Origin of the sequence: Neptunicella sp. (assembly GCF_048268085.1) — a bacterium.
Taxonomy (GTDB): Bacteria; Pseudomonadota; Gammaproteobacteria; order Enterobacterales; family Alteromonadaceae; genus Neptunicella.
Map to the genome: position 1 here is coordinate 135,188 of NZ_JBLWWF010000002.1, position 20,934 is coordinate 156,121.

The window sequence follows — 20,934 nt, forward strand, 5'->3', positions numbered from 1 at the left end:
TTATGAGGTCAAATTGCCATTGCTCTGTTCACTGGCGGGACCTATTTCAAGCAATTTTGCCGATATACACGCCATAAGCTGGTAAGTGAAGTTGCTTATCTTGCAACGTGGCCCATTGAGCTTGCATGGCCGGTACGCGATAGTCAGCGGTAGCGGTTTCAGGCAATGTGTAATTTAGCGGGTCGTTTTCAAGGTTAAACACAAAGATAAACTTTTGATCCTCAAACTGCCGATAAAATGCCAGTACGGGCTCGTCAGTGGAAATAAACTCAATACTGCCGCAACGCACTGCGGGCTGCTGCTTACGCCATGCCAGATATTGCTGATAAGCCGTTAACACTGAATCTTCTACACCTTGTTGATTAGCAACCGCCTTGCTTTTATGTTCGGCAGGAATAGGCAACCAGGGCTCTGCCTGACTAAAACCGGCATTGGGCTGGTTTTCGTCCCAGGGCAATGGCGTACGACAGCCATCCCGGCCTTTAAACCGAGGCCAGAACGCAATACCAAAGGGATCCTGCAACTGCGATTCGCTTATCTCAACTTCGGTTAGGCCTAGTTCTTCCCCCTGATAACTGCATACACTGCCCCGTAATGAGAACAATAAGGTATTAAGCATTTTGGCCATGTCCAGATTGCCCTTGCCTTTTCCCCAACGGCACAAAACCCGTGACACATCGTGATTACCAATTGCCCAGCACGGCCAACCATCGGACATCTGTTTTTCCAATGTTGCAACAGTATTGCGAATATAATCCGCTGAATAGTCATCGGTTAGCAATTCAAAACTGTAAGCCATATGCAGGCGATTTTGACCTTCTGTATATTCGGCCATGGTTGATAGTGAATCTTCAGAAGATATTTCTCCCAAGGTCACCTTATCAGGATAACGGTCAATTAAACTGCGTAATTTTTCGATAAAACCGAGCATTTCTGGCTGGGTATTATTGTAATAATGATATTGGAACGCATAGGGATTGTCCGGACTAAAGCCCCGACCGGTTCGATCTTTCTCGGCTTTAGGCGGGTTATCGCGCAGTTGTTGATCGTGAAAACAAAAGTTAATCGCATCCAGACGAAAACCATCGACTCCCCGTTTCAACCAAAACTCCACATTATCCAACACGTGCTTTTGCACTTCTGGATTATGGAAGTTCAAATCTGGCTGACTGGTTAAAAAGTTATGCAAATAGTATTGCTGGCGACGGGGATCCCATTGCCAGGCGCCCCCGCCAAAAATAGATAACCAGTTATTTGGGGGCGTACCATCTGGTTTGGCATCGGCCCAAACATACCAATCCGCTTTATCATTAGTAGTAGATTGACGACTTTGTTCAAACCACGCGTGTTGATCTGATGTATGACTAAGCACCTGATCGATAATGATTTTAATATCTTTTGCATGGGCTTTGGCAATCAGCTCATCAATATCGGCCAATTGACCGAATACCGGTTCAATGTCACGGTAGTCACTGATGTCATAGCCAAAATCTTTCATCGGGGATTTAAAAAAGGGAGAAATCCAAATCGCATCCACACCAAGGCTTTGAATATAATCCAGCTTACTGATGATCCCCTGAAGATCACCCACACCATCATTATTGCTATCCATCAAACTACGCGGATAAACCTGGTAAATAACGGCTCCACGCCACCATGATGTTTCTGCCATGCTCACAACCTCTTAATCCATATTTTTTGTTATGCGTTGATAACAATGTCGGAATACTAATGAGCGTATTATGCACGCTTACAGACAAATTAAATCCCTTACGGGATATGCATACGTATGCAGTATATTAATGATTTGTAAGCAAGTTTTAACCACAAAAGGAAGGCCGTTACGGAGTGAAATCAGCGCGGGAGAAAGTACAGGTTTAAACTTTAACTTATTGATTTATATATAATTACACTAATTTTATCGCATTTTTGAGGTCACATAATTAACTGCAACAGTGTAACCAATCAAAGCATATTACTGGAATTTTAAGCCTGAAATGATGGCCTGAATACGTATGTAACTGTTGTTAATTACCCACCACAAGAGTCACGCACCACCAATGAAGTGGGTAAACGTTGTGGTTTAACTTCTTCCCCTTTAATCATCGCCAGTAAATTCGCTACAAGGACTTCACCAGCGGATTTCGTGTTTTGCTGAATAGTCGTTAAAGCCGGATTACAAAAACTGGCCATGGGCAAATCATCAAATCCGCCCACTGAGACTTGTTGTGGTATTGCGATGTGGTTATCCCGTAAGGCTCGAATAGCCCCCATTGCGATAAGGTCGCTCGCGCAGCAGATAGCATCAAATGCAACATCACTGGCTAATAATTGTTGAGCTGCCTCAAATCCTGATTCTTCGGTACTAATAGCATCAATTTGTTTAACCAAAGCCGGATGACCAGAATGCTCGGCAAGGGCTTTATTCATACCTTCAAAACGCTCCAGAAATTCAGGACAATGACTCGAGGCTCCACCCAGAAAGGCAAATTTTCGACGACCCAAGGCTAATAAATGGCTAGCCATTTGGTAGCCACCTAACAAGTTATCACAACCAATTGAGGTACCAGGTTGCCCTTCCAGCACAGCACCCCAGCGGACAAAATGGGTTTTCTGTTCCACCAGCTTAAGCAATTTTTCTTCGTATTCCACATAGTCGCCATAACCAAGTAAAATCAGTCCGTCGGCTTTATGACTGTCTTCATAATCGGCGTGCCAGTCATTACTTAATTGCTGAAATGACACCAATAAATCATAACCATGGCGGGCACTGGCATGGGTAATACTGCCTAGCATGGATAGAAAAAACGGGTTTATCTGGGAGTCATCACTGGTGGGATCTTCAAACAACAATAACGCTAAAGTTCCAGTATGTTGCGAGCGCAAATTACTGGCGTTTTTATCGACTTTATAGTTTAACTCTTTGGCGATTTGCTGAATTTTAAGCCGTGTTTCGAGATTGACTAGAGGACTGTCCCTCAACGCTCGGGAAACGGTGGACTGGGATACACCGGCTTGATAGGCAATATCAAAAGAAGTGGCTCTGGATTTCATGAATGTACAGCTCTGACGACTATTTAGACAACATCTTACCCCAGAAAATACAAATCAGCCAAGCAACCAATCGCCAAGACTAACATGTTGCTCATCGGCTAAACGACTATGACTGATTTTATCACCGACTAAAACCAAACTCTGTAATCCGGCATTTTTTCCAGCTTGTAAATCCGATTCTTTATCGCCAACGATAACTGACTGGCTTAAGTCAATATCCAGTTCTGCCGCTGCTTTTAACAGCATTCCGGGTTGAGGTTTACGACAATCGCAGGCTTGTAAATATTCCCCACTTCCATGCTGGGCGTGATGAGGACAGTAATATACCCCCGCTATATCAACTCCATTATGGCGAAATTGTTCTACCATCCACTGATGTAATTCAGCCAATTGCTGTTCGTTATAAAACCCTCTGGCAATACCAGATTGATTGGTCACGACGACTAATAAATAGCCTAACTCCTGCAATATTTTGCAACTTTCAAAGACACCGTCGATAAATTCAAAATCATCAATCTTAATGGTGTAACCATGATCAACATTGATTACGCCGTCGCGATCTAAAAATACGGCCTTATTTTTCATTCAGTTCCCTCTGATTTTTGTAGCACGCTAACCGAAAACTCAATACTAACCTGTTTTAGTGCGTTGAGTACGGCGTCTTTTTTATCCACCGGAGTAGACCAATAATAGGGGGTCATTTTCAACAGGTTCTCCCGTTGAGCGAGTTCATTGATGGCTAATTCAAACTGCAACGATTGCTGATCCAGTAATGTAAACCCGTCTGCGATGACCGGATCCAGACTAAAGACTTGGGGTGTTTGATACAACGCCTGTTTCAACTGCCACAAATGTTGACCAACTGGATTAACTTGTAACCATAACCCGCCAGGCTTCAAAACACGCTGCATTTCAGCGCTATCAACCGGAGCAAATATCTCCATAATCACATCCAGTGAAGACGACAAAACCGGTAAATGAAAACTGCTGGCCACTGAAAAATTAGCATTGGGATATTTTTTAGCGGCTTTTTGAATGGCCACTTTGGCAATATCACTGCCTTGTGGATGAATAGTAAAACCACCCTGAGTTAATTGCCGGGATACAAAATTTAAATAATAACCTTCACCGCAACCCGCATCATATACATTCAGTTCATATTGACGGCTAAATTGACTAATCAAATCAGCCAAATGCTGTGCCAAAGGCTGATAATAGCCGCCGTCAAGAAAAGCCCGGCGGGCATTGATCATATCCTTATTATCACCGGGATCTTTGGAGTTTTTTTGATTGGCTAGCAATAAATTGACATGGCCTTCCTTGCCAATATCGTAACTGTGTCGATTATCGCATTGCCATTGTTGAGCATGCCGGGTAAGTGGTAATTGGCAAGCAGGACAGATCCACATGGAAGTTTTCTCGGAACATCTTTAATGTCGGCAGAATATCAACCCGCAACGTTTGATGCAAAACCACCTGACTATTTTCTGACTCGGCGTTTGGTAAATGTCACCAATGTCGATACATTATCCACATTCCCCAGGGCAAACTGTCTGGCGCTATCTGCCAGTAAGGGTTTAGCAAACAGGAAGCCCTGACCAAGATCGCAACCAAATTGTTCAAGTAAACCCCTTTGTTGCTCGGTTTCAATACCTTCCGCGACCACTTTAATATTTAAATTATGCGCCAAAGAGACGGTAGCGCGCACAATTTCAGACGCATTTCCCCCCTTTTCTGACAAGTTTGCGGTAATTGCATCAACAAACATCCGATCAATTTTTAAAAACTGAACCGGCAATTGTTCTAAATAGGCGAGTGAAGAATAGCCGGTACCAAAATCATCTATAGCAAATTCAATCCCTAACAGATTCAATGACTCTAATGTCTGACGGACGGTATCTGCATTTTCCATCAGGGCGGATTCAGTAATCTCCAACTTGAGGAAATCGCCCGAGACGCCAATATGATCAAGAATATCACTCACCTGCTGGATGAGCTCACCGCCACGCAGCTGTTTAGTTGATATGTTCACCGACATAGTTAAGGGAGTTTTTATAGCGGGATCATCCTGCCACGCTTTTAACTGCAAACAAGCCTGCTCCAATACCCAGCAACCGATTTCATTAATTTGTCCTGATTCTTCGGCAATCGGAATAAACTTCTCGGGAGAGATAAATCCCTTTTGCGGGTGTTCCCAGCGGAGCAATGCCTCAAAACCCACTAATCTACCGCTCGGCATATCAATAATTGGTTGGTAAACCACAAACATTTGCCCCTTGCTGACTGCCTGAGCAATATCGGTTTCCAGTTCGATGGTTTCCATCGTTTGTTCACGCATTCTTTTATCAAATAACTGACAATTGCCTCGCCCCATTTCCTTGGCTTTATACATGGCAATATCCGCATCCCGCAGAATCTGTTCCGGTTTAGTGTATTGTTGACCACCCATTACCATGCCAATACTGAGCCTAAATGGTACTTTCAGTCCATTGACCTCAAGTGGTGTTTCAAAGGCATTGACGATAGATTTTCCCAACATCCTTACGTTTCTGTCAGTCACATTACCTTGGGCAATAACGGTAAATTCATCCCCACCCAGCCGCACTGCGTGGTAAGGTTCAGGCAGCAAATATTCCAGTCTGCGCGCCACCGCTATTAACACCTGATCACCAACAGAGTGGCCGAGAGAATCATTAATTTGTTTAAACTTGTCACCATCAAGAAACATTAAGGCGAATGTCGGACCTTGCTGATCCTGATTTTTTTCGATTAAATCTTGCAGATGTTGAATAAGCCATGAGCGGTTGGGCAGTCCGGTTAACGCATCATGAAATGCCATATGGAAAAGCTTAGCTTCTGCGGTACGTCGCTCTGTTATTTCAATATTAAGTTCAGCGGTACGTTTTTCGACTCGGGATTCGAGCTCCGCATTCAACTCCAGTACCGTACTGTTGGCCTTTTCCAGTTCGCGGGTTTTTTCGACCACCATTTTTGACAGTAATATTCTTTTGCGCTCATTACTTAATGACAGCCACCGTAAAAACATAATGGTGACCAATAATATACACAGTGCAAATAGCGTTCTCGCCCACCACGTCATCCACCACGGGCGCAGGACGGTTAAAGCGATAGTGGCAGGGGTGGGGTTCCAGACATTATCATTATTTGAGCCAACCACCATAAACGTATAATGACCAGGATCGAGGTTGGTATATCTCACCCTGCGTCGATTACTGTCTACTTCTGTCCAGCTATTTTCCAGTTTCTCTAACTTATAGCGATATTTATTATTATTCGATGAAATAAAATTCAGTGCGGCAAATTCAAAGGTAATATCTCGTTGATCATAATTCAGTACCACTTTTCTTATTTCATTGATCGGTTGTTGTATCAGTGCATTTTCACCCGGTACTACGGTTTTTTGGAACAGTTCCAAGCCGGTAAAAACAATATCCGGTTTAAAACTGTTACGGGGTAAATGATTGGGATTAAAACGACTTATTCCGGCCGTCCCGCCAAAATACATTTCTCCCTTGCTGGTATGTAAATGGCTATAACGATTAAACTGCATTCCGGCTAATCCATCGCCACTATCAAACACTTCAAAGGTTTGGCTTTTAGGATCAAATTTGTTCAATCCTGAGCGGGTTCCCAACCAAATATAGCCTTCATCGTCTTTTTCAATCGAAACCGCAAAATTATCGCTCATGCCTTGTTCCATTGAATAAGCCACTAATTTTTCAGTCACCGGATCGAAATGGAAAAAACCCTGTGATGATGCAATCCATAATGCCCCTGACGGCTCTGGATATACATCATAAATAATGTCAAACAAGCTGCTATTGGCATACGATTTAAAGGTTTTGCTATCGGGATCAAACAGCTGTAATCCGCCATTCCCTGCAACCCAGTAATGACCTTTTCCATCAGCAACAAAATCATTAATCATCGAGTTCTTAGCACCACTTTCACTCCCTGTACTGCTAGGAAAATACGACTCAAAAGTACCGGTTTCAGGGTCATATATCTGCATACCGCTAGCCCACACGCTTAACAGCATGCGACCATCAGCCATCGGCTCGATACGAAAAATATTGTTATTGTCCAGCCGCTTATTCTCGGGAAGGGAAAAGTCACGTTTTATATGGCTAAATGTTTCCTTTTGCTTATCGAAAATATTGATGCCACCGTTCCAGGTACCAATCCATATTCGCCCCAGATTGTCGTCGGCTATTGCTAAGACAGAATCACTGCTAATACTATTTGGATCGTTGGGATCATGAACATAATGGGTGTATAGGCCCGTGACAGGATCAAATTTGTCCAGTCCTTGACCATCCGTAGCAATGAAGATATGACCATGCTCATCTTCGTGTAAATCCAGAACATTGTTCAATGCCAAACTATTGGAAACACCATCTTTATGTTGAAGAATTGAGAATTTTTCCATGCTGGGAGAAATTCGACGTACTCCAAAATTGTTAAATGATAACCATAATGAATCTTGTCGATCTTCATAGATGTCAAACACCGAAGCGGCGGGCAATGCTCTTTTATCCGAATTGGACGCCGGGTAATAAATAAAATTATCCCCCGATGGGTTATATCGATGCACTCCGGTCTTGTCAGTACCAAACCAAATCTGTCCTTTAGAATCTTGAAAAATCGACCAGATAGAGTCCGAACTTAATTGTCCTTTAGTTACGTCCCCTGCACGATAACGTTTAACTTGCCGAGTTTCCCTGTTCATTGCCATCACGCCTTCATGGGAGGCGATCCACAATGTTCCCTTATCATCAATCAACAAATCCCGAATACTATTAACTCCGGCTTCCATATCACCGGGAAGCGAATAACGCTGATAATCAAGAGTCACACGATTAACCTTGTACAACCCTCCACCTGAAGCGATCCATAAATAATCAGGATTACTGTCTTGAATGATTTGCTGTATAACGGCGCGATCATGAGAGCCACTATCGCTTTCAAACAACTGACGGACAACCTTGCCTGTTTGAGGATCTAACGCTTTAAGACCAAATCCGTCTCCGCCTAACCAGAGCAGTCCATCGATGTCTTCAAACAGCGTATGAATCGTTCTAAAATCGGTTACATTAAAGACCGTAAAAGATTCCGTTGCGGGGTGATATTGACTTAACTTTTTACCGGCCACCCACAACACATCGTTATGATCGATCAATAATTTTTCTGCCTGACTACTCCCTAAACTAGTTGGGTCGTCAGGATCATGAGTGAAATGCTTTAACTTATAGCCGTCATAACGGCGCAAACCGTTATCAGTGCCTATCCATAGAAAACCTTGTTTATCTGTAACAGTGGAATAAGCCGCATCATCCAGCAAGCCATCTTGTAAATACAGGTTATGTACATTTAACGAATAATTAACAAGATTGGCAGGACGAACTAGATCATTCGAAGGGGCAGCTTTGACACAAAACAGCAGCGAGGTAAAAACAACAAGAACTCCGATATTTAAACTTGTCAGCCTCTCAAACATTGCGTTATTTCCCATCTTGATTGTAATACGCGAGTAGAAACACAATACTCACACCAAATAGAGATGATTTACATAACGTTAACATATTTAATTAATAAAAAAGCATATTTAGTCATCATAAAACAACACAAATGTATTTTTATTAAAAAGAATTATCACAGGGGGCTTGCTGAACAGCGTCATTTTATCACCCTCATTGCCAAAACAATGGCAATGAGGGTTAGTGGAATTGGTTAAACTCTGGTACCGCCATCCAGTTCAATAGTGCGGCCGGTAAAATAATCATTTTCAAAAATAAACTTGGCGGCATGGCCTAGTTCACTGACATCTGCCAGTCTGCGCAATGGTACGGTTTGCAAAAATTTATCGCGCATTTCAGGTCGCATTTGTGCCGCCATGGCCGTATTGACTAAACCTGGGGCAATACAACCGGTGCGAATACCATATCGTGCCAATTCTTTTCCCCAGGTCACGGTCATGGTTGCTACCGCTGATTTTGATGCTGAATAGTTACTCTGCCCCATATTACCGCCACGAGATACCGAAGAAATATTAATGATCACCCCTTCACTGGCGGTTTCAATCATTTGCGCTGCCGCTTCGCGGGCACATAAAAAGGTGCCGGTTACGTTCACATCCAGCACCGACTGGAACTGTTGACGTGACATTTTATCGACTACTTTGCCCTCTTTCACTTTGAGTAACATGCCATCACGCATAATGCCGGCACTGTTAATCAAGCCGTTTAACTGGCCAAAAGTACTGGCGATATTAGCAAAGCCCTTTTCTACTGCATCTTCATCGGTCACATCAATCACAAAACATTCGGCTTGGATCCCTTTTTCGCGTAGTTCCTTAGCGGTTTGCTGCAGCGCATCCGGTTGCATATCAATTAACGCTATATGCGCGCCCTGCTCTGCCAGTGACTCGGCCATTGCCCTGCCTAACCCCTGCGCCGCACCCGTAATTGCAATGACTTTATTGGTAAGATCCATAATTTAATCCTGATGTGTGGAATAAAGTTTAAAAATACTGGAAAAATCCAGTTGTCCATTGCCCTGCAAACTATGCAACTTGAACAGGCTCTGTGCCAACGCTCCCATTGGTGTCGTCGATTGACTTTTGTTAGCCGTATCCATAGCCAGTCCCAAGTCTTTTTTCATCAGATCGACCATAAAGCCGCCCTGATAACCTTTGGACGAAGGCACATTCGGCATGACATCCGGGCATGGGTTATACAATTCCAGTGTCCAGTTGCGCCCGGAACTTTGTAGCATAATATCCGACAGCACTTTAGGGTCCAGACCATTATCAATGCCCATTTGTAACGCTTCAGCGGTTCCAGCCATCAAGACTGACAACAGCATATTGTTGCAAATTTTGGCAATTTGTCCGGCGCCATGGCCACCGGCATGAAAGGTGTTTTTACCCATGCATTGCAGTATCGGTTGGGCCAGTTCAAATGCGTCTTGTTCCCCCCCAACAATAAAAGTCAGGGTACCGGCTTCAGCACCAGCAGTGCCTCCCGATACCGGGGCGTCAATAAATGCGATGCCCTTTTGTGCCAGTTGTTGACCAACTCGCTGCGCTGTTTCTGCATCAATAGTGCTGCAATCGATGACTAAGGTTTGCGCTGATAAGGTCTCAAACAAGCCGTTATCACCTAAATACAAACTTTGAACATGTTTACCTGCAGGCAACATAGAAATCAGCACGTCTGCCTGTTGTGCCGCCTCTCGGGCTGACTCCGCTTTAATTGCCCCTAATGCCGCCAAACTGTCCATGGCACTTTGCTGTAGATCAAAAACTCTGACCTGATGACCGGCCTTAACCAGGTTAGCCGCCATTGGCCCTCCCATGTTGCCTAGCCCAATAAAACCTATTTTTTGTGTCATATTCTGCTCCTAACTGTCCCCAACCGGCGTTTATTTACCCAGTCCTGTTAACGGATGAGATTGCTCATTCCAGGGCGAGGTAAAACACTTATCCAACACCTCTGCGGGCACATCCTGCACCGTTTTATATTGCCAGTTCGGTTGATTATCTTTGTCAATTAACAAGGCTCTGACACCTTCCTGAAATTCACCTAGCGATGCGCAACGACAGGACAACATCAGTTCCATACGAAAACATTCCGGTAACGTCATCTTGGCACTGCGCTTAAGCTGCTCGAACAAGATACAGGCGGTCAATGCTGAGCCTTTAGCTAATGTCGATTGCGCCCGAGTTAACCATTTATCTTGTTGCGCTGAGATCCCGGCAATCCCATTAACCACTTGGTCAATGGTGTCAAAATCGGTCACTTGGCGGATTTTTTCCTGATGAGGTTTGATATTGCCTTGGGGCAGCAGTGCCCGATGATCCTGATGGAACTGATGACATAAATCAGTAAGTTTCTGATGATTGAGACTTTGAATTGCCCCCCAGGAAATGTCCTGCATCTGTTCAATAAACGACTGTTTATGTTGTTCCGGGATAAAATGATCAGCCAACTGAATATGCAACGCATCCATGGCATTGATACTGGCTCCGGTTAACCCTAAAAACAGGCCAACACCATCTGGCATACGATTCAAAAACCAGCTGCCACCGACATCCGGATATAAACCGATAGTGATTTCCGGCATAGCAATACGGGAGCTCTCGGTTACAATCCGATGACTGGCACCACACATCAGTCCCAGACCTCCGCCCATAACAATCCCGTTACCCCACACCACAAAAGGCTTATGGAAGGTATGAATAAGGTAATCCAGTCGATATTCCTCACTGAAAAAGGTTTCGACTGTAGCCGGAATAATACCCGGCTCTTTTTGCATCGCCTGATGCATGGCAACCACATCACCACCGGCACAAAAGGCTTTATCTCCCTCACCATCCAGTATGACAGCAACAATATTGTCATTGTTTTGCCAGCTTAATAATTGCGGCATGAGTAACCGGATCATATCCAGATCCAGCGCATTGAGTGCTTTGACTTTATTTAAACGGGCATAACCTATTTTCTTGCCGTTGTGAGTATCCAGTTCCGAAAAAAGTACTTTATCTGTCATAACTTCCCTACAGTAAATCGCCAGCGTCGGCAGATAGTATCCTTCGACCAATGATCAAGCGCATAATTTCATTGGTACCTTCAAGAATTTGATGGACCCGGACATCACGTACATGACGCTCCAATGGATACTCCTGAATATAGCCGTAACCACCATGCAGTTGCAGCGCTTCATTACATACCTGAAAACCAATATCAGTAGCAAAGCGTTTCGCCATAGCACAGTATGCGGTGGCCTCTGGATCATGATTATCCAGTTTAAAGGCGGCCAGACGGACCAGTTGTCTTGCCGCAACCAGTTCGGTTGCCATATCAGCCAGTTTGAATTGCAGTGCCTGGAATGCAGCGATAGGCTTACCAAACTGCTCCCGCTCCTGCATATAATTTTTGGCGGTATTTAACGCCTGTTGAGCGGTACCGATAGAACAGGTTGCGATATTAATTCGACCACCATCCAGCCCTTTCATGGCAAAGGTAAAACCCTGACCTTCTTCGCCCAATAAATGATCCAGCGGAATTATGACATTATCAAAGGTCACTAAACGAGTGGGCTGGGCATTCCAACCCATTTTTTCTTCGGCTTTACCATAAATAATGCCCTCGGCATCGGCAGGCACCACCACTGCAGAAATCCCTTTAGGCCCAGCTTCTCCAGTGCGCACCATCACCACCAATACTTCGGTTTCACCGGCACCGGAAATAAACATTTTAGAGCCATTCAAAACATAGTGTTCACCATCCTTTACGGCAGTGGTGCGCAACGAACCGGCATCAGAACCGGCGCCCGGTTCAGTCAAACAGTAAGACGCCAGTTTTTGGCCAATTACCAGATCGGGGCACCATTGTTGTTTTATTTTTTCGGTGCCCCAACTGGCAATCATCCAGGTGGCCATATTATGAATGGTCATCATCGCCGTCGTAGTCGTACAGCCCATGGATAACTGTTCAAAAATAATTGAGGAATCAAGACGACTCAGCCCAAGTCCACCGGCTTCTTCCGGTGCATACAGGCCACAAAAACCCAGTTCACCGGCTTTTTGAATAACCTCTTTGGGAAAATAGTGTTCCTTATCCCATTTGGCCGCATTGGGTGCCAATTCCTGTTCAGCAAACTGGCGGGCAATATCGGCAAACGCTTGTTGATCTTCAGTTAAATTAAAATCCATTAAAACGCTCCTTAACCCAGATTGATGGTCAGATTAGGGCCGCTGGGAATATCATCTTCAAACCAGCGCGAGGTGACGGTTTTGGTTTCGGTATAAAAACGAATGGCCTGTTTACCGTACGCGTGTAAATCACCGTAAAAGGAATTTTTCCAGCCGGTGAAGGAAAAAAATGGCAGCGGCACTGGAATTGGCACATTAATTCCTACTTGCCCCACTTCAATCTCGTGTTGATATTTTCTGGCGGCAGCGCCACTGGCGGTAAATATAGAGGTACCGTTGCCATAAGGATTACGATTGACCAGCGCAATGGCTTCTTCCAACGTATCCACACACATACAGCACAACACCGGACCAAAAATTTCCTGCTGGTAGATACTCATTTGTTCGGTCACCGAGCTAAATACGGTAGGACCCACCCAATTACCCTGTTCGTAACCGGCCAAGCTAAAGTCAGAACCGTCTACCAGACAGTCGGCACCTTGCTGTTTGCCTTCCGCAATCAATGACAACACTTTGGCTTTGGCTTGCGGACTAATTAACGGACCGAAACCGGCGCTGTCGTCATTCCACAATCCCGGTTTCACTTTGCCGATTTCACTGGCGAGCTCTTCAATCCATTGCTTGGAGTCCCCCACAAACACGGCTACCGAAATCGCCATACAACGCTGTCCGGCAGCCCCAACACTGGAGCCCACCAGATTATTAATCACTTGGGCCTTGTTAGCATCGGGCATGATCACCGAATGGTTTTTAGCGCCAGCAAAACACTGCGCGCGCTTCATATTATCGGTAGCGGTTTTATAAATATGTTGCCCAACCGGCACTGAGCCTACAAAAGAAACAGCTTTTATATCTTCGTGGGTCAGCAACGTATTGACCTGCTCTTTACCGCCATGCACCACATTCAATACACCTTTCGGGCACCCAGCCTCAACAAACAATTCAGCCAGTCGAGTGGGCGTCATTGGATCCTGTTCAGAAGGCTTTAAAACAAAGGTATTGCCGCAGGCTATGGCTAAGGGATACATCCACAACGGGATCATCGCCGGGAAATTAAACGGGGTAATCCCGGCGCACACACCCAATGGCTGAATATAACTGCTGGTATCGATCCCGCGCGCCACGTTTTCAACCGTCTCTCCCATCATCAATGCCGGTACGTTAGCCGCCTGCTCCACTACTTCGATGCCGCGCCATACATCACCTTTAGCATCAGCAAAGGTTTTGCCGGTCTCCTGACTGAGAATTTCGGCCACTTCATCGTGGTTTTCTTTAAGCAAATGCTGGTAACGCATCATCACCCGTGCCCGTTCGGAAACCGGCACTTCACGCCAGTCATTAAAAGCGCTTTTTGCACTGGCAATGGCCGCTTGCATCTCCGCATCGGTGGCACATGGTACCTGCCCAATGACTTTATTGCTGGCCGGGTTAGTCAGATCGATATGTTGTTTGGATGACGATGTCTTAAATTCACCATCAATAAATAAAGGGATATTTTTCATAGGGTTTCCACTTACTTTTGACCACTTGTATTTGGGTCTTCGATTATTATCAATACATTAACAAATTTTTTACTTTAACGTTAACGTTAAGGTCAAATAAATTTCCACTAATTTGCATTATTGCTGTACATATTTGTGAACCCTTAACTAACAGACAGGAATTTGTATAAACAAATGTTCATTAATGGCGTTGTTTATTGGTATTATCCGAACCATATTTGCCAAATAACTTGGTTCAAAAAGGAAGTAAAACTAAATACATGGGTATTGAGAATATAAATGTAGCAATAGTAGAAGATAACGGGGCTGCCCGGATCAACCTGCGTAATCATCTATTGAGTATGGGCTTCGTAGACATTGGTTGCTACTCTCAAGGCAGAGAACTTCGAAACGCCATGCGCAAGCGTTCGTTCCATATTATTTTGATCGACTATCATCTGGGTGCAGATAAAAATGGCGTCGAAGTTATTCAGGAACTGCAACAGGCAGGTACCTTAAAGCCGTCTACCGCGGTCATTTTTCTCACCGCTGATAGCGTACCAATGGTATTGGGTCAAATCGTCGATATTCATCCAGATGTGGTAGTACTCAAACCTTATACCATTCGTAATTTAGAAAAAACCGTGATCCATACCTTGCAATTTCGCGAAGCCTTGCGCCCGGTTTATCGAGAATTGGATAACAAAAGATATTCCAAAGCACTGGCCTTGCTGGAAACCGTGATTGCCAGTAAAAAGTTAGCTAAAAATACCACCGCACTAACAAAGCTTAGGGGCCGCCTCCTGATTAAAGCCGGTCAATTCTCCAAAGCAACTGCCTTGTACGAAAAAATTCTACAAGCATCTGACAAAGTTGTATGGGCGCAATGGGGACTGGTACTAAGTCGCTATATGGCCGGAGATATAGCCGGCAGTGAAGCCGACCTGGAAAATATGCTTAATACCCATATGACCAAAGACAAAGCCTGTGAATGGCTGACCCGGATCAATATTCAAAAAACCGAATATGAACGTGCTCAAAACTTTATTGATATGATCCGTGAAGGTGACCTGTCCATCTCGGCAGCCCGTTTAAAAGTACATCTGTGTCAGGTTCAAGACAATATGCAGGATGCTATCGCGCTGCTGGAAAAGAAACGCGAGTCTAATCGTGAGTCTCGTGAACGCTTCGCCGAATTGACGATGGATTTAGCTCGTTGTCATTTAATGGTGGCAGAAAAAACCACCGATAAAGAACGTGAAAACGCCCTTCAGTCCGCTCGCATGTTAATTGGCAGCGCAGGCCGTCGTGCAGTCGATGAAGAACTTAGCCTAAAACGTAACTATATGAGTGCACTGGTAGCCGTCATGGAAAATGACGAAGATCGCGCGTTAGAAATACTCAAGCAAGATGGCATGATGGAATTTGAAAATGCGGACTCCGCTTTATTGGCTGATGCCGCCAGTGCCTGGATGAGTGTAGGTGAAACGGCTATTGCGTCAGAAATAATGCAAGAATGCGAAGAAAAAATGGCGCAACTGCAAGATGAAAACGAAAAAACCGTTTCATCCCTGATGATCCTCAAAAATGAGGAAATCATAGGAGATAAAAAAACCCGTGCATTAAATTTTAATAAGAGTGGGTTAGCTTTATTTAATAAACGGGAGTTTGAACAAGCCATCGATGATTTCTATCAGGCACATATCTTGTTCCCTAAAGAACCGGCTTTTTTAATTCACTTACTCCAATGCATGGTCGAAGCCAAAGTCCCTACTTATAAGAAAGTCGATTCCATCGGCATGTATCGTAAATTGCAGGAATTCAAGTTATCCGACAGTAACCTGAAACGGTTTAACGATATTAAAACCAAGTTACAAGCGGATATTAATATTCACCGTCCAGCACCCACTGAAGCAAAAGTTGACGCCCCACAAGAAAAGAGTGACAAGGCCAAATCACAAGCAGAATTGCTTTCCGGCAAATCCTAACCGGAAAGCATACTCAGGCTATTAGTCAATCAGTTCCACCGCCAGCGCGGTACCTTCACCGCCGCCAATACACAACGACGCCAGCCCTTTTTTCAAACCTTTCTGTTTCAGCGCATGAAGCAGTGTCACCAGTATTCTGGCTCCCGACGCACCTATAGGGTGGCCTAGTGCACAGGCACCACCGTGAATATTGACCTTGGATTCATCTAATTGTAATTGACGAATAGCCAGCATGGTCACCATCGCAAAGGCTTCGTTAATTTCAAATAAATCCACTTCATCCGCAGACCAATTGGCTTTTGCCAAACATTTCTGCATCGCGCCCACTGGCGCGACGGTAAAGTTTTCAGGCTCAATGGAGTGAGTAGCATGGGCCACAATCCGCGCGAGCGGCTGCAATCCCAGTTCTCGTGCTTTGGCTTCTGACATCACTAACAGTGCCGCCGCACCATCGGAAATAGAACTGGAATTCGCCGCGGTAATAGTGCCGTCTTTTTTAAAGGCAGGACGTAAACCGGGAATTTTTTCCGGCATCGCATTACCCGGTCCTTCATCGGTAGTAATGTCGATTTTCCCTTTGCGAGTCTCAATGCTTAGCGGCGAAATCTCCGCATCAAAGTCGCCCTGCTCAATGGCTTTTTTTGCTTTAGATAATGAACTCAATGCAAAGGCATCCATTTGTTCACGGCTAATACCTTCTGCATCAGCGGTATCCTGAGCAAAACAGCCCATGGCTTTACCATCATAAGCGTTTTCCAGGCCATCGAGCATCATATGATCCAGCGTCTGACCATGCCCCATCCGATACCCCCCACGGGCCTTGGGCAATAAATAGGGTGCATTACTCATGCTTTCCATACCACCAGCGATCACACTTTGTACACTGCCCGCCTTAATCAAATCGTGAGCTAACATCACCGCTTTTAAGCCTGAGCCACAGACCTTGTTAATGGTTGTCACACCGGCAGATAAGGGTAATCCGGCTGCAATGGCTGCCTGACGAGCTGGCGATTGACCTAATCCAGCGGGTAGTACACAACCCATTATGACTTCATCAACTGTCACATTATTTTGGCTCTGAATCGCAGCCTGAATGGCATTAGCGCCCAATTGAGTGGCGGTTAACGGTGACAAGCTGCCCATAAATCCGCCCATCGGTGTGCGCTTGGCACTAACAATCACTACAGAATCTTGTTGCATAACGAGTATTTCCTAACAGGTTTAAAATAGCTAAATCGGATTGACCATATAACCAAAGTTTAAAGGTTGTCCACATGACTGGATATAAAACTAACGTACAGCTTTTTGAACAAAAAACTGTCAACCAGCTTAAAAAGTTATATTGACGACTTCGCAAGGTTACTTTACCTTTACGTTAACCTAACACTTACGTAAACGTAAAGTAATTATGACTAAACAACAAACTTACAGTATTGGCGAGTTGGCAAAAGAATTTGACATCACCACCCGTTCAATCCGTTTTTACGAAGAACAAGGCTTACTTAGCCCCATGCGTAACGGTCAAAACCGTATCTACAATAAAAAAGATCGGGTGCGACTCAAACTAATTATGCGCGGTAAACGTCTGGGCTTTTCTCTGGCAGAAACCAAAACCCTATTTAATTTGTACGACAGCCATGAGAACTCGGCGGCACAGTTACAGGCAATGTTAGCCATGACTCATGAAAAACGAGCCATACTCAACCAACAGCTGGAAGATATTAATTTATTAATGACCGAGCTGGATGAAGTTGAACAGCGCTGTCGTGAAGATTTATCCGAACTTGAATCTGAAAAAGTGTAGTGCCGAATTAGCGGTTAGCCAATCACACTCATTCCAATATCAGGACTAATACTATGAATACCTCTTACCCTACATTAAATTTTAACTTGGGCGAAGACGTAGACATGCTACGCGAGCACGTTTACGCCTTTGCCCAGGGAGAAGTCGCTCCACTGGCTGAATCAGCCGACATTGACAATGCCTTTCCTAACCAGCTATGGCCCAAATTAGGCGAAATGGGTTTATTAGGCGTTACGGTTTCTGAACAATACGGTGGTGCCGATATGGGTTATCTGGCCCATGTCGTGGCGATGGAAGAAATTAGCCGTGCGTCGGCCGGGATTGGCCTCAGTTACGGGGCTCACTCCAACTTATGCGTGAATCAGATTTACCGTAACGGTAATGACGCTCAGCGGGAAAAATACCTGCCTAAGCTAATCAACGGTGAACATATCGGTGCGTTAGCGATGAGTGAACCTAACGCCGGTTCTGATGTGGTTAGCATGACACTAAAAGCTGACCAACAAGGCGATCATTATGTACTTAACGGCAACAAAATGTGGATCACTAACGGTCCCGATGCCCATACCTTTGTAATTTATGCCAAAACCGATCCTAAAGGCGGTTCTCGTGGCATCAGTGCCTTTATCGTCGAAAAAGACACCCCCGGATTCACTCAGGCCCAAAAGCTCGACAAACTGGGCATGCGCTCCTCCAATACCTGTGAACTGGTCTTTGAAGACTGCAAAGTCCCGGCCGAAAACATGATGGGAAATGAAGGTGACGGGGTGAAAATTCTGATGAGCGGATTAGACTATGAGCGCGTGGTGTTATCCGGTGGCTCATTGGGCATTATGCAGGCCTGTATGGATGCCGTGGTGCCGTATATTCACGATCGCAAACAATTTGGCCAATCCATTGGTGAGTTCCAGTTAGTGCAGGGTAAAGTCGCCGATATGTACACTCAAATGAATGCCGCCCGCGCCTATGTCTATACCGTCGCCAAATCCTGTGATCGGGGTGAAACCACTCGTAAAGATGCAGCTGGTGCTATTTTATATGCCGCTGAACTGGCGACCAAAATGGCGCTGGATGCGATTCAGCTACTCGGTGGTAACGGTTATATCAACGAATTTCCCACCGGACGTTTATTACGTGATGCCAAACTGTACGAAATTGGTGCCGGCACCTCAGAAATTCGTCGTATGTTGATTGGTCGCGAACTATTTAACGAGTCTCGCTAAGTTATTCTGACTGCGTTCAGTAAGGAAATCTCTGTGCCTCGTATCGAATCAAAAATCAATTCCAAGAGTCAGGCTTTTTTGGATAATGCCTCCGCCATGCAAACCGTGGTAGATGACTTATGCAGCAAGATTGAACAGATTAAACAGGGTGGCGGTGAAAAATACCGCGCCAAGCATTTGAGCCGCGGAAAATTATTACCCCGTGATCGTATCAGCGCCCTGCTTGATCCCGGTTCGCCATTTTTGGAGCTGTCACAACTGGCCGCGTTAAATGTCTATGAGGACGATGTGCCAGCGGCCGGTGTAATCTGCGGTATTGGCCGGGTATCGGGTCAGGAATGCATGATTGTGGCCAATGATGCCACGGTCAAAGGCGGTAGTTATTATCCCTTGACCGTTAAAAAACATATTCGTGCCCAGACCATTGCCGAACAAAATAACCTGCCTTGCATTTATCTGGTAGATTCCGGTGGAGCGAACCTGCCCCGTCAGGATGAAGTATTTCCGGATCGGGAACACTTTGGACGCATTTTCTTTAATCAGGCCAATTTGTCTGCACAAAACATTCCGCAAATCGCGGTGGTGATGGGTTCCTGTACCGCCGGTGGCGCTTATGTACCGGCGATGGCCGATGAATCGATTATCGTAAAAGAGCAAGGCACCATCTTTTTAGCCGGACCGCCTTTAGTTAAAGCGGCCACCGGTGAAGTGGTCAGCGCCGAAGATCTGGGTGGCGGTGACGTCCATGCCCGCACGTCCGGCGTGGTCGATCATCTGGCCAATAACGATCATCATGCCTTGCAAATGGCTCGTGATGCGGTAGCCAGACTCAATCGCAGCAAACCAATGAGTCTGGATATTCAACCGCCGGTTGAACCCTTGTTTGATAGCAAGGAGCTGTACGGGATTATCCCTAAAGACAGTCGCCAGTCTTACGATGTGCGCGAAGTGATTGCGCGGATTGTGGACGGTTCCGAATTTGATGAATTCAAATCCTTGTACGGCACTACACTGGCATGCGGTTTTGCTCGCATCTTCGGCTATCCTGTAGGCATTGTCGCCAATAATGGAATTTTATTCGGCGAATCGGCACAAAAAGGCGCGCACTTTATCGAACTGTGTGCCCAGCGAAAAATTCCGCTGGTGTTCCTGCAAAATATCACCGGCTTTATGGTGGGTAAACAATACGAAACCGCCGGTATTGCCAAACATGGTGCCAAAATGGTCACGGCGGTGGCCTGCGCACAGGTGCCCAAATTTACCGTTTTAATTGGCGGCAGTTTTGGTGCCGGTAACTACGGTATGTGTGGCCGGGCTTACGATCCACGTTTTATGTTTATGTGGCCCAATGCCCGTATTTCAGTAATGGGTGGTGAACAGGCTGCGGGTGTTCTGGCTCAGGTGAAACGGGATCAGAAACAAGCTGCCGGTGAAGATTGGCCAGCGGACGCTGAACAACAATTCAAGCAACCGATTATCGATACCTATGAACAGCAGGGACATCCCTACTATGCATCAGCTCGCTTATGGGACGATGGGGTTATTGACCCGGCAGATACCCGTTTTGTATTAGGTTTGTCGATTTCAGCGGCACTGAATAAACCCATCGAGGACACCAAGTTCGGTGTCTTCCGTATGTAAGGAAGCA

The 20,934-nt window shown here is 45.3% G+C and carries 15 protein-coding genes; 4 read left to right on the forward strand and 11 right to left on the reverse strand.

Going from position 1 to position 20,934, the window contains the following annotated elements; all coding sequences use genetic code 11:
* Window positions 1-46 precede the first annotated feature (46 nt).
* The 10 genes from ACTD55_RS02015 to ACTD55_RS02060 form a co-directional block, all read right to left on the reverse strand.
* Window positions 47-1,672, reverse strand: coding sequence for an alpha-glucosidase family protein (locus ACTD55_RS02015; RefSeq protein WP_438862628.1), 1,626 nt, complete (start codon window positions 1,670-1,672; stop codon window positions 47-49).
* 359 nt (window positions 1,673-2,031) lie between these two features.
* Window positions 2,032-3,054 carry a LacI family DNA-binding transcriptional regulator gene (locus tag ACTD55_RS02020; RefSeq protein ID WP_438862629.1) on the reverse strand — a complete coding sequence of 341 codons (1,023 nt, stop codon included), beginning with the start codon at window positions 3,052-3,054 and terminating at the stop codon, window positions 2,032-2,034.
* 54 nt (window positions 3,055-3,108) lie between these two features.
* Window positions 3,109-3,639, reverse strand: a complete 531-nt coding sequence (gene gmhB, locus ACTD55_RS02025; protein ID WP_438862630.1) for a D-glycero-beta-D-manno-heptose 1,7-bisphosphate 7-phosphatase — start codon at window positions 3,637-3,639, stop codon at window positions 3,109-3,111.
* Complete coding sequence (locus ACTD55_RS02030) at window positions 3,636-4,463, reverse strand: putative RNA methyltransferase (protein WP_438862631.1); 828 nt, start codon at window positions 4,461-4,463, stop codon at window positions 3,636-3,638. Before ACTD55_RS02030 ends, gmhB begins: the two co-directional genes overlap by 4 nt.
* A 71-nt stretch (window positions 4,464-4,534) precedes the next feature.
* On the reverse strand, window positions 4,535-8,572 hold the full coding sequence (locus tag ACTD55_RS02035; protein WP_438862632.1) for an EAL domain-containing protein: 4,038 nt from the start codon (window positions 8,570-8,572) through the stop codon (window positions 4,535-4,537).
* 233 nt (window positions 8,573-8,805) lie between these two features.
* Window positions 8,806-9,567 carry an SDR family oxidoreductase gene (locus tag ACTD55_RS02040; protein ID WP_438862633.1) on the reverse strand — a complete coding sequence of 254 codons (762 nt, stop codon included), beginning with the start codon at window positions 9,565-9,567 and terminating at the stop codon, window positions 8,806-8,808.
* A gap of 3 nt (window positions 9,568-9,570) precedes the next feature.
* Window positions 9,571-10,467, reverse strand: coding sequence for a 3-hydroxyisobutyrate dehydrogenase (gene mmsB, locus ACTD55_RS02045; protein WP_438862634.1), 897 nt, complete (start codon window positions 10,465-10,467; stop codon window positions 9,571-9,573).
* Between the two features lie 30 nt (window positions 10,468-10,497).
* Window positions 10,498-11,625, reverse strand: a complete 1,128-nt coding sequence (locus ACTD55_RS02050; protein WP_438862635.1) for an enoyl-CoA hydratase/isomerase family protein — start codon at window positions 11,623-11,625, stop codon at window positions 10,498-10,500.
* A gap of 7 nt (window positions 11,626-11,632) precedes the next feature.
* Window positions 11,633-12,790: an acyl-CoA dehydrogenase family protein gene (locus tag ACTD55_RS02055; RefSeq protein ID WP_438862636.1), complete on the reverse strand. Its 1,158-nt coding sequence runs from the start codon at window positions 12,788-12,790 to the stop codon at window positions 11,633-11,635.
* Window positions 12,791-12,801: 11 nt separating this feature from the next.
* Window positions 12,802-14,292 carry a CoA-acylating methylmalonate-semialdehyde dehydrogenase gene (locus tag ACTD55_RS02060; protein WP_438862637.1) on the reverse strand — a complete coding sequence of 497 codons (1,491 nt, stop codon included), beginning with the start codon at window positions 14,290-14,292 and terminating at the stop codon, window positions 12,802-12,804.
* 260 nt (window positions 14,293-14,552) lie between these two features.
* On the opposite strand from ACTD55_RS02060, the gene ACTD55_RS02065 reads away from it, so the two are divergent.
* A complete protein-coding gene (locus tag ACTD55_RS02065) occupies window positions 14,553-16,259 on the forward strand; it encodes a response regulator (RefSeq protein ID WP_438862638.1) in 1,707 nt (568 codons plus the stop codon).
* 21 nt (window positions 16,260-16,280) lie between these two features.
* Here the strand turns inward: ACTD55_RS02065 and ACTD55_RS02070 are convergent, their stop codons facing one another.
* Window positions 16,281-17,459, reverse strand: coding sequence for a thiolase family protein (locus ACTD55_RS02070; RefSeq protein ID WP_438862639.1), 1,179 nt, complete (start codon window positions 17,457-17,459; stop codon window positions 16,281-16,283).
* Between the two features lie 208 nt (window positions 17,460-17,667).
* On the opposite strand from ACTD55_RS02070, the gene ACTD55_RS02075 reads away from it, so the two are divergent.
* The 3 genes from ACTD55_RS02075 to ACTD55_RS02085 are packed head-to-tail and all read left to right on the forward strand — an operon-like array spanning window position 17,668 to window position 20,927.
* The gene (locus ACTD55_RS02075; protein ID WP_438862640.1) at window positions 17,668-18,063 is read left to right on the forward strand and encodes a MerR family transcriptional regulator; all 396 of its coding nucleotides are present in this window, start codon (window positions 17,668-17,670) and stop codon (window positions 18,061-18,063) included.
* A gap of 53 nt (window positions 18,064-18,116) precedes the next feature.
* On the forward strand, window positions 18,117-19,286 hold the full coding sequence (locus ACTD55_RS02080; RefSeq protein ID WP_438862641.1) for an isovaleryl-CoA dehydrogenase: 1,170 nt from the start codon (window positions 18,117-18,119) through the stop codon (window positions 19,284-19,286).
* A gap of 33 nt (window positions 19,287-19,319) precedes the next feature.
* The gene (locus ACTD55_RS02085) at window positions 19,320-20,927 is read left to right on the forward strand and encodes a carboxyl transferase domain-containing protein (RefSeq protein ID WP_438862642.1); all 1,608 of its coding nucleotides are present in this window, start codon (window positions 19,320-19,322) and stop codon (window positions 20,925-20,927) included.
* Window positions 20,928-20,934: the final 7 nt, after the last annotated feature.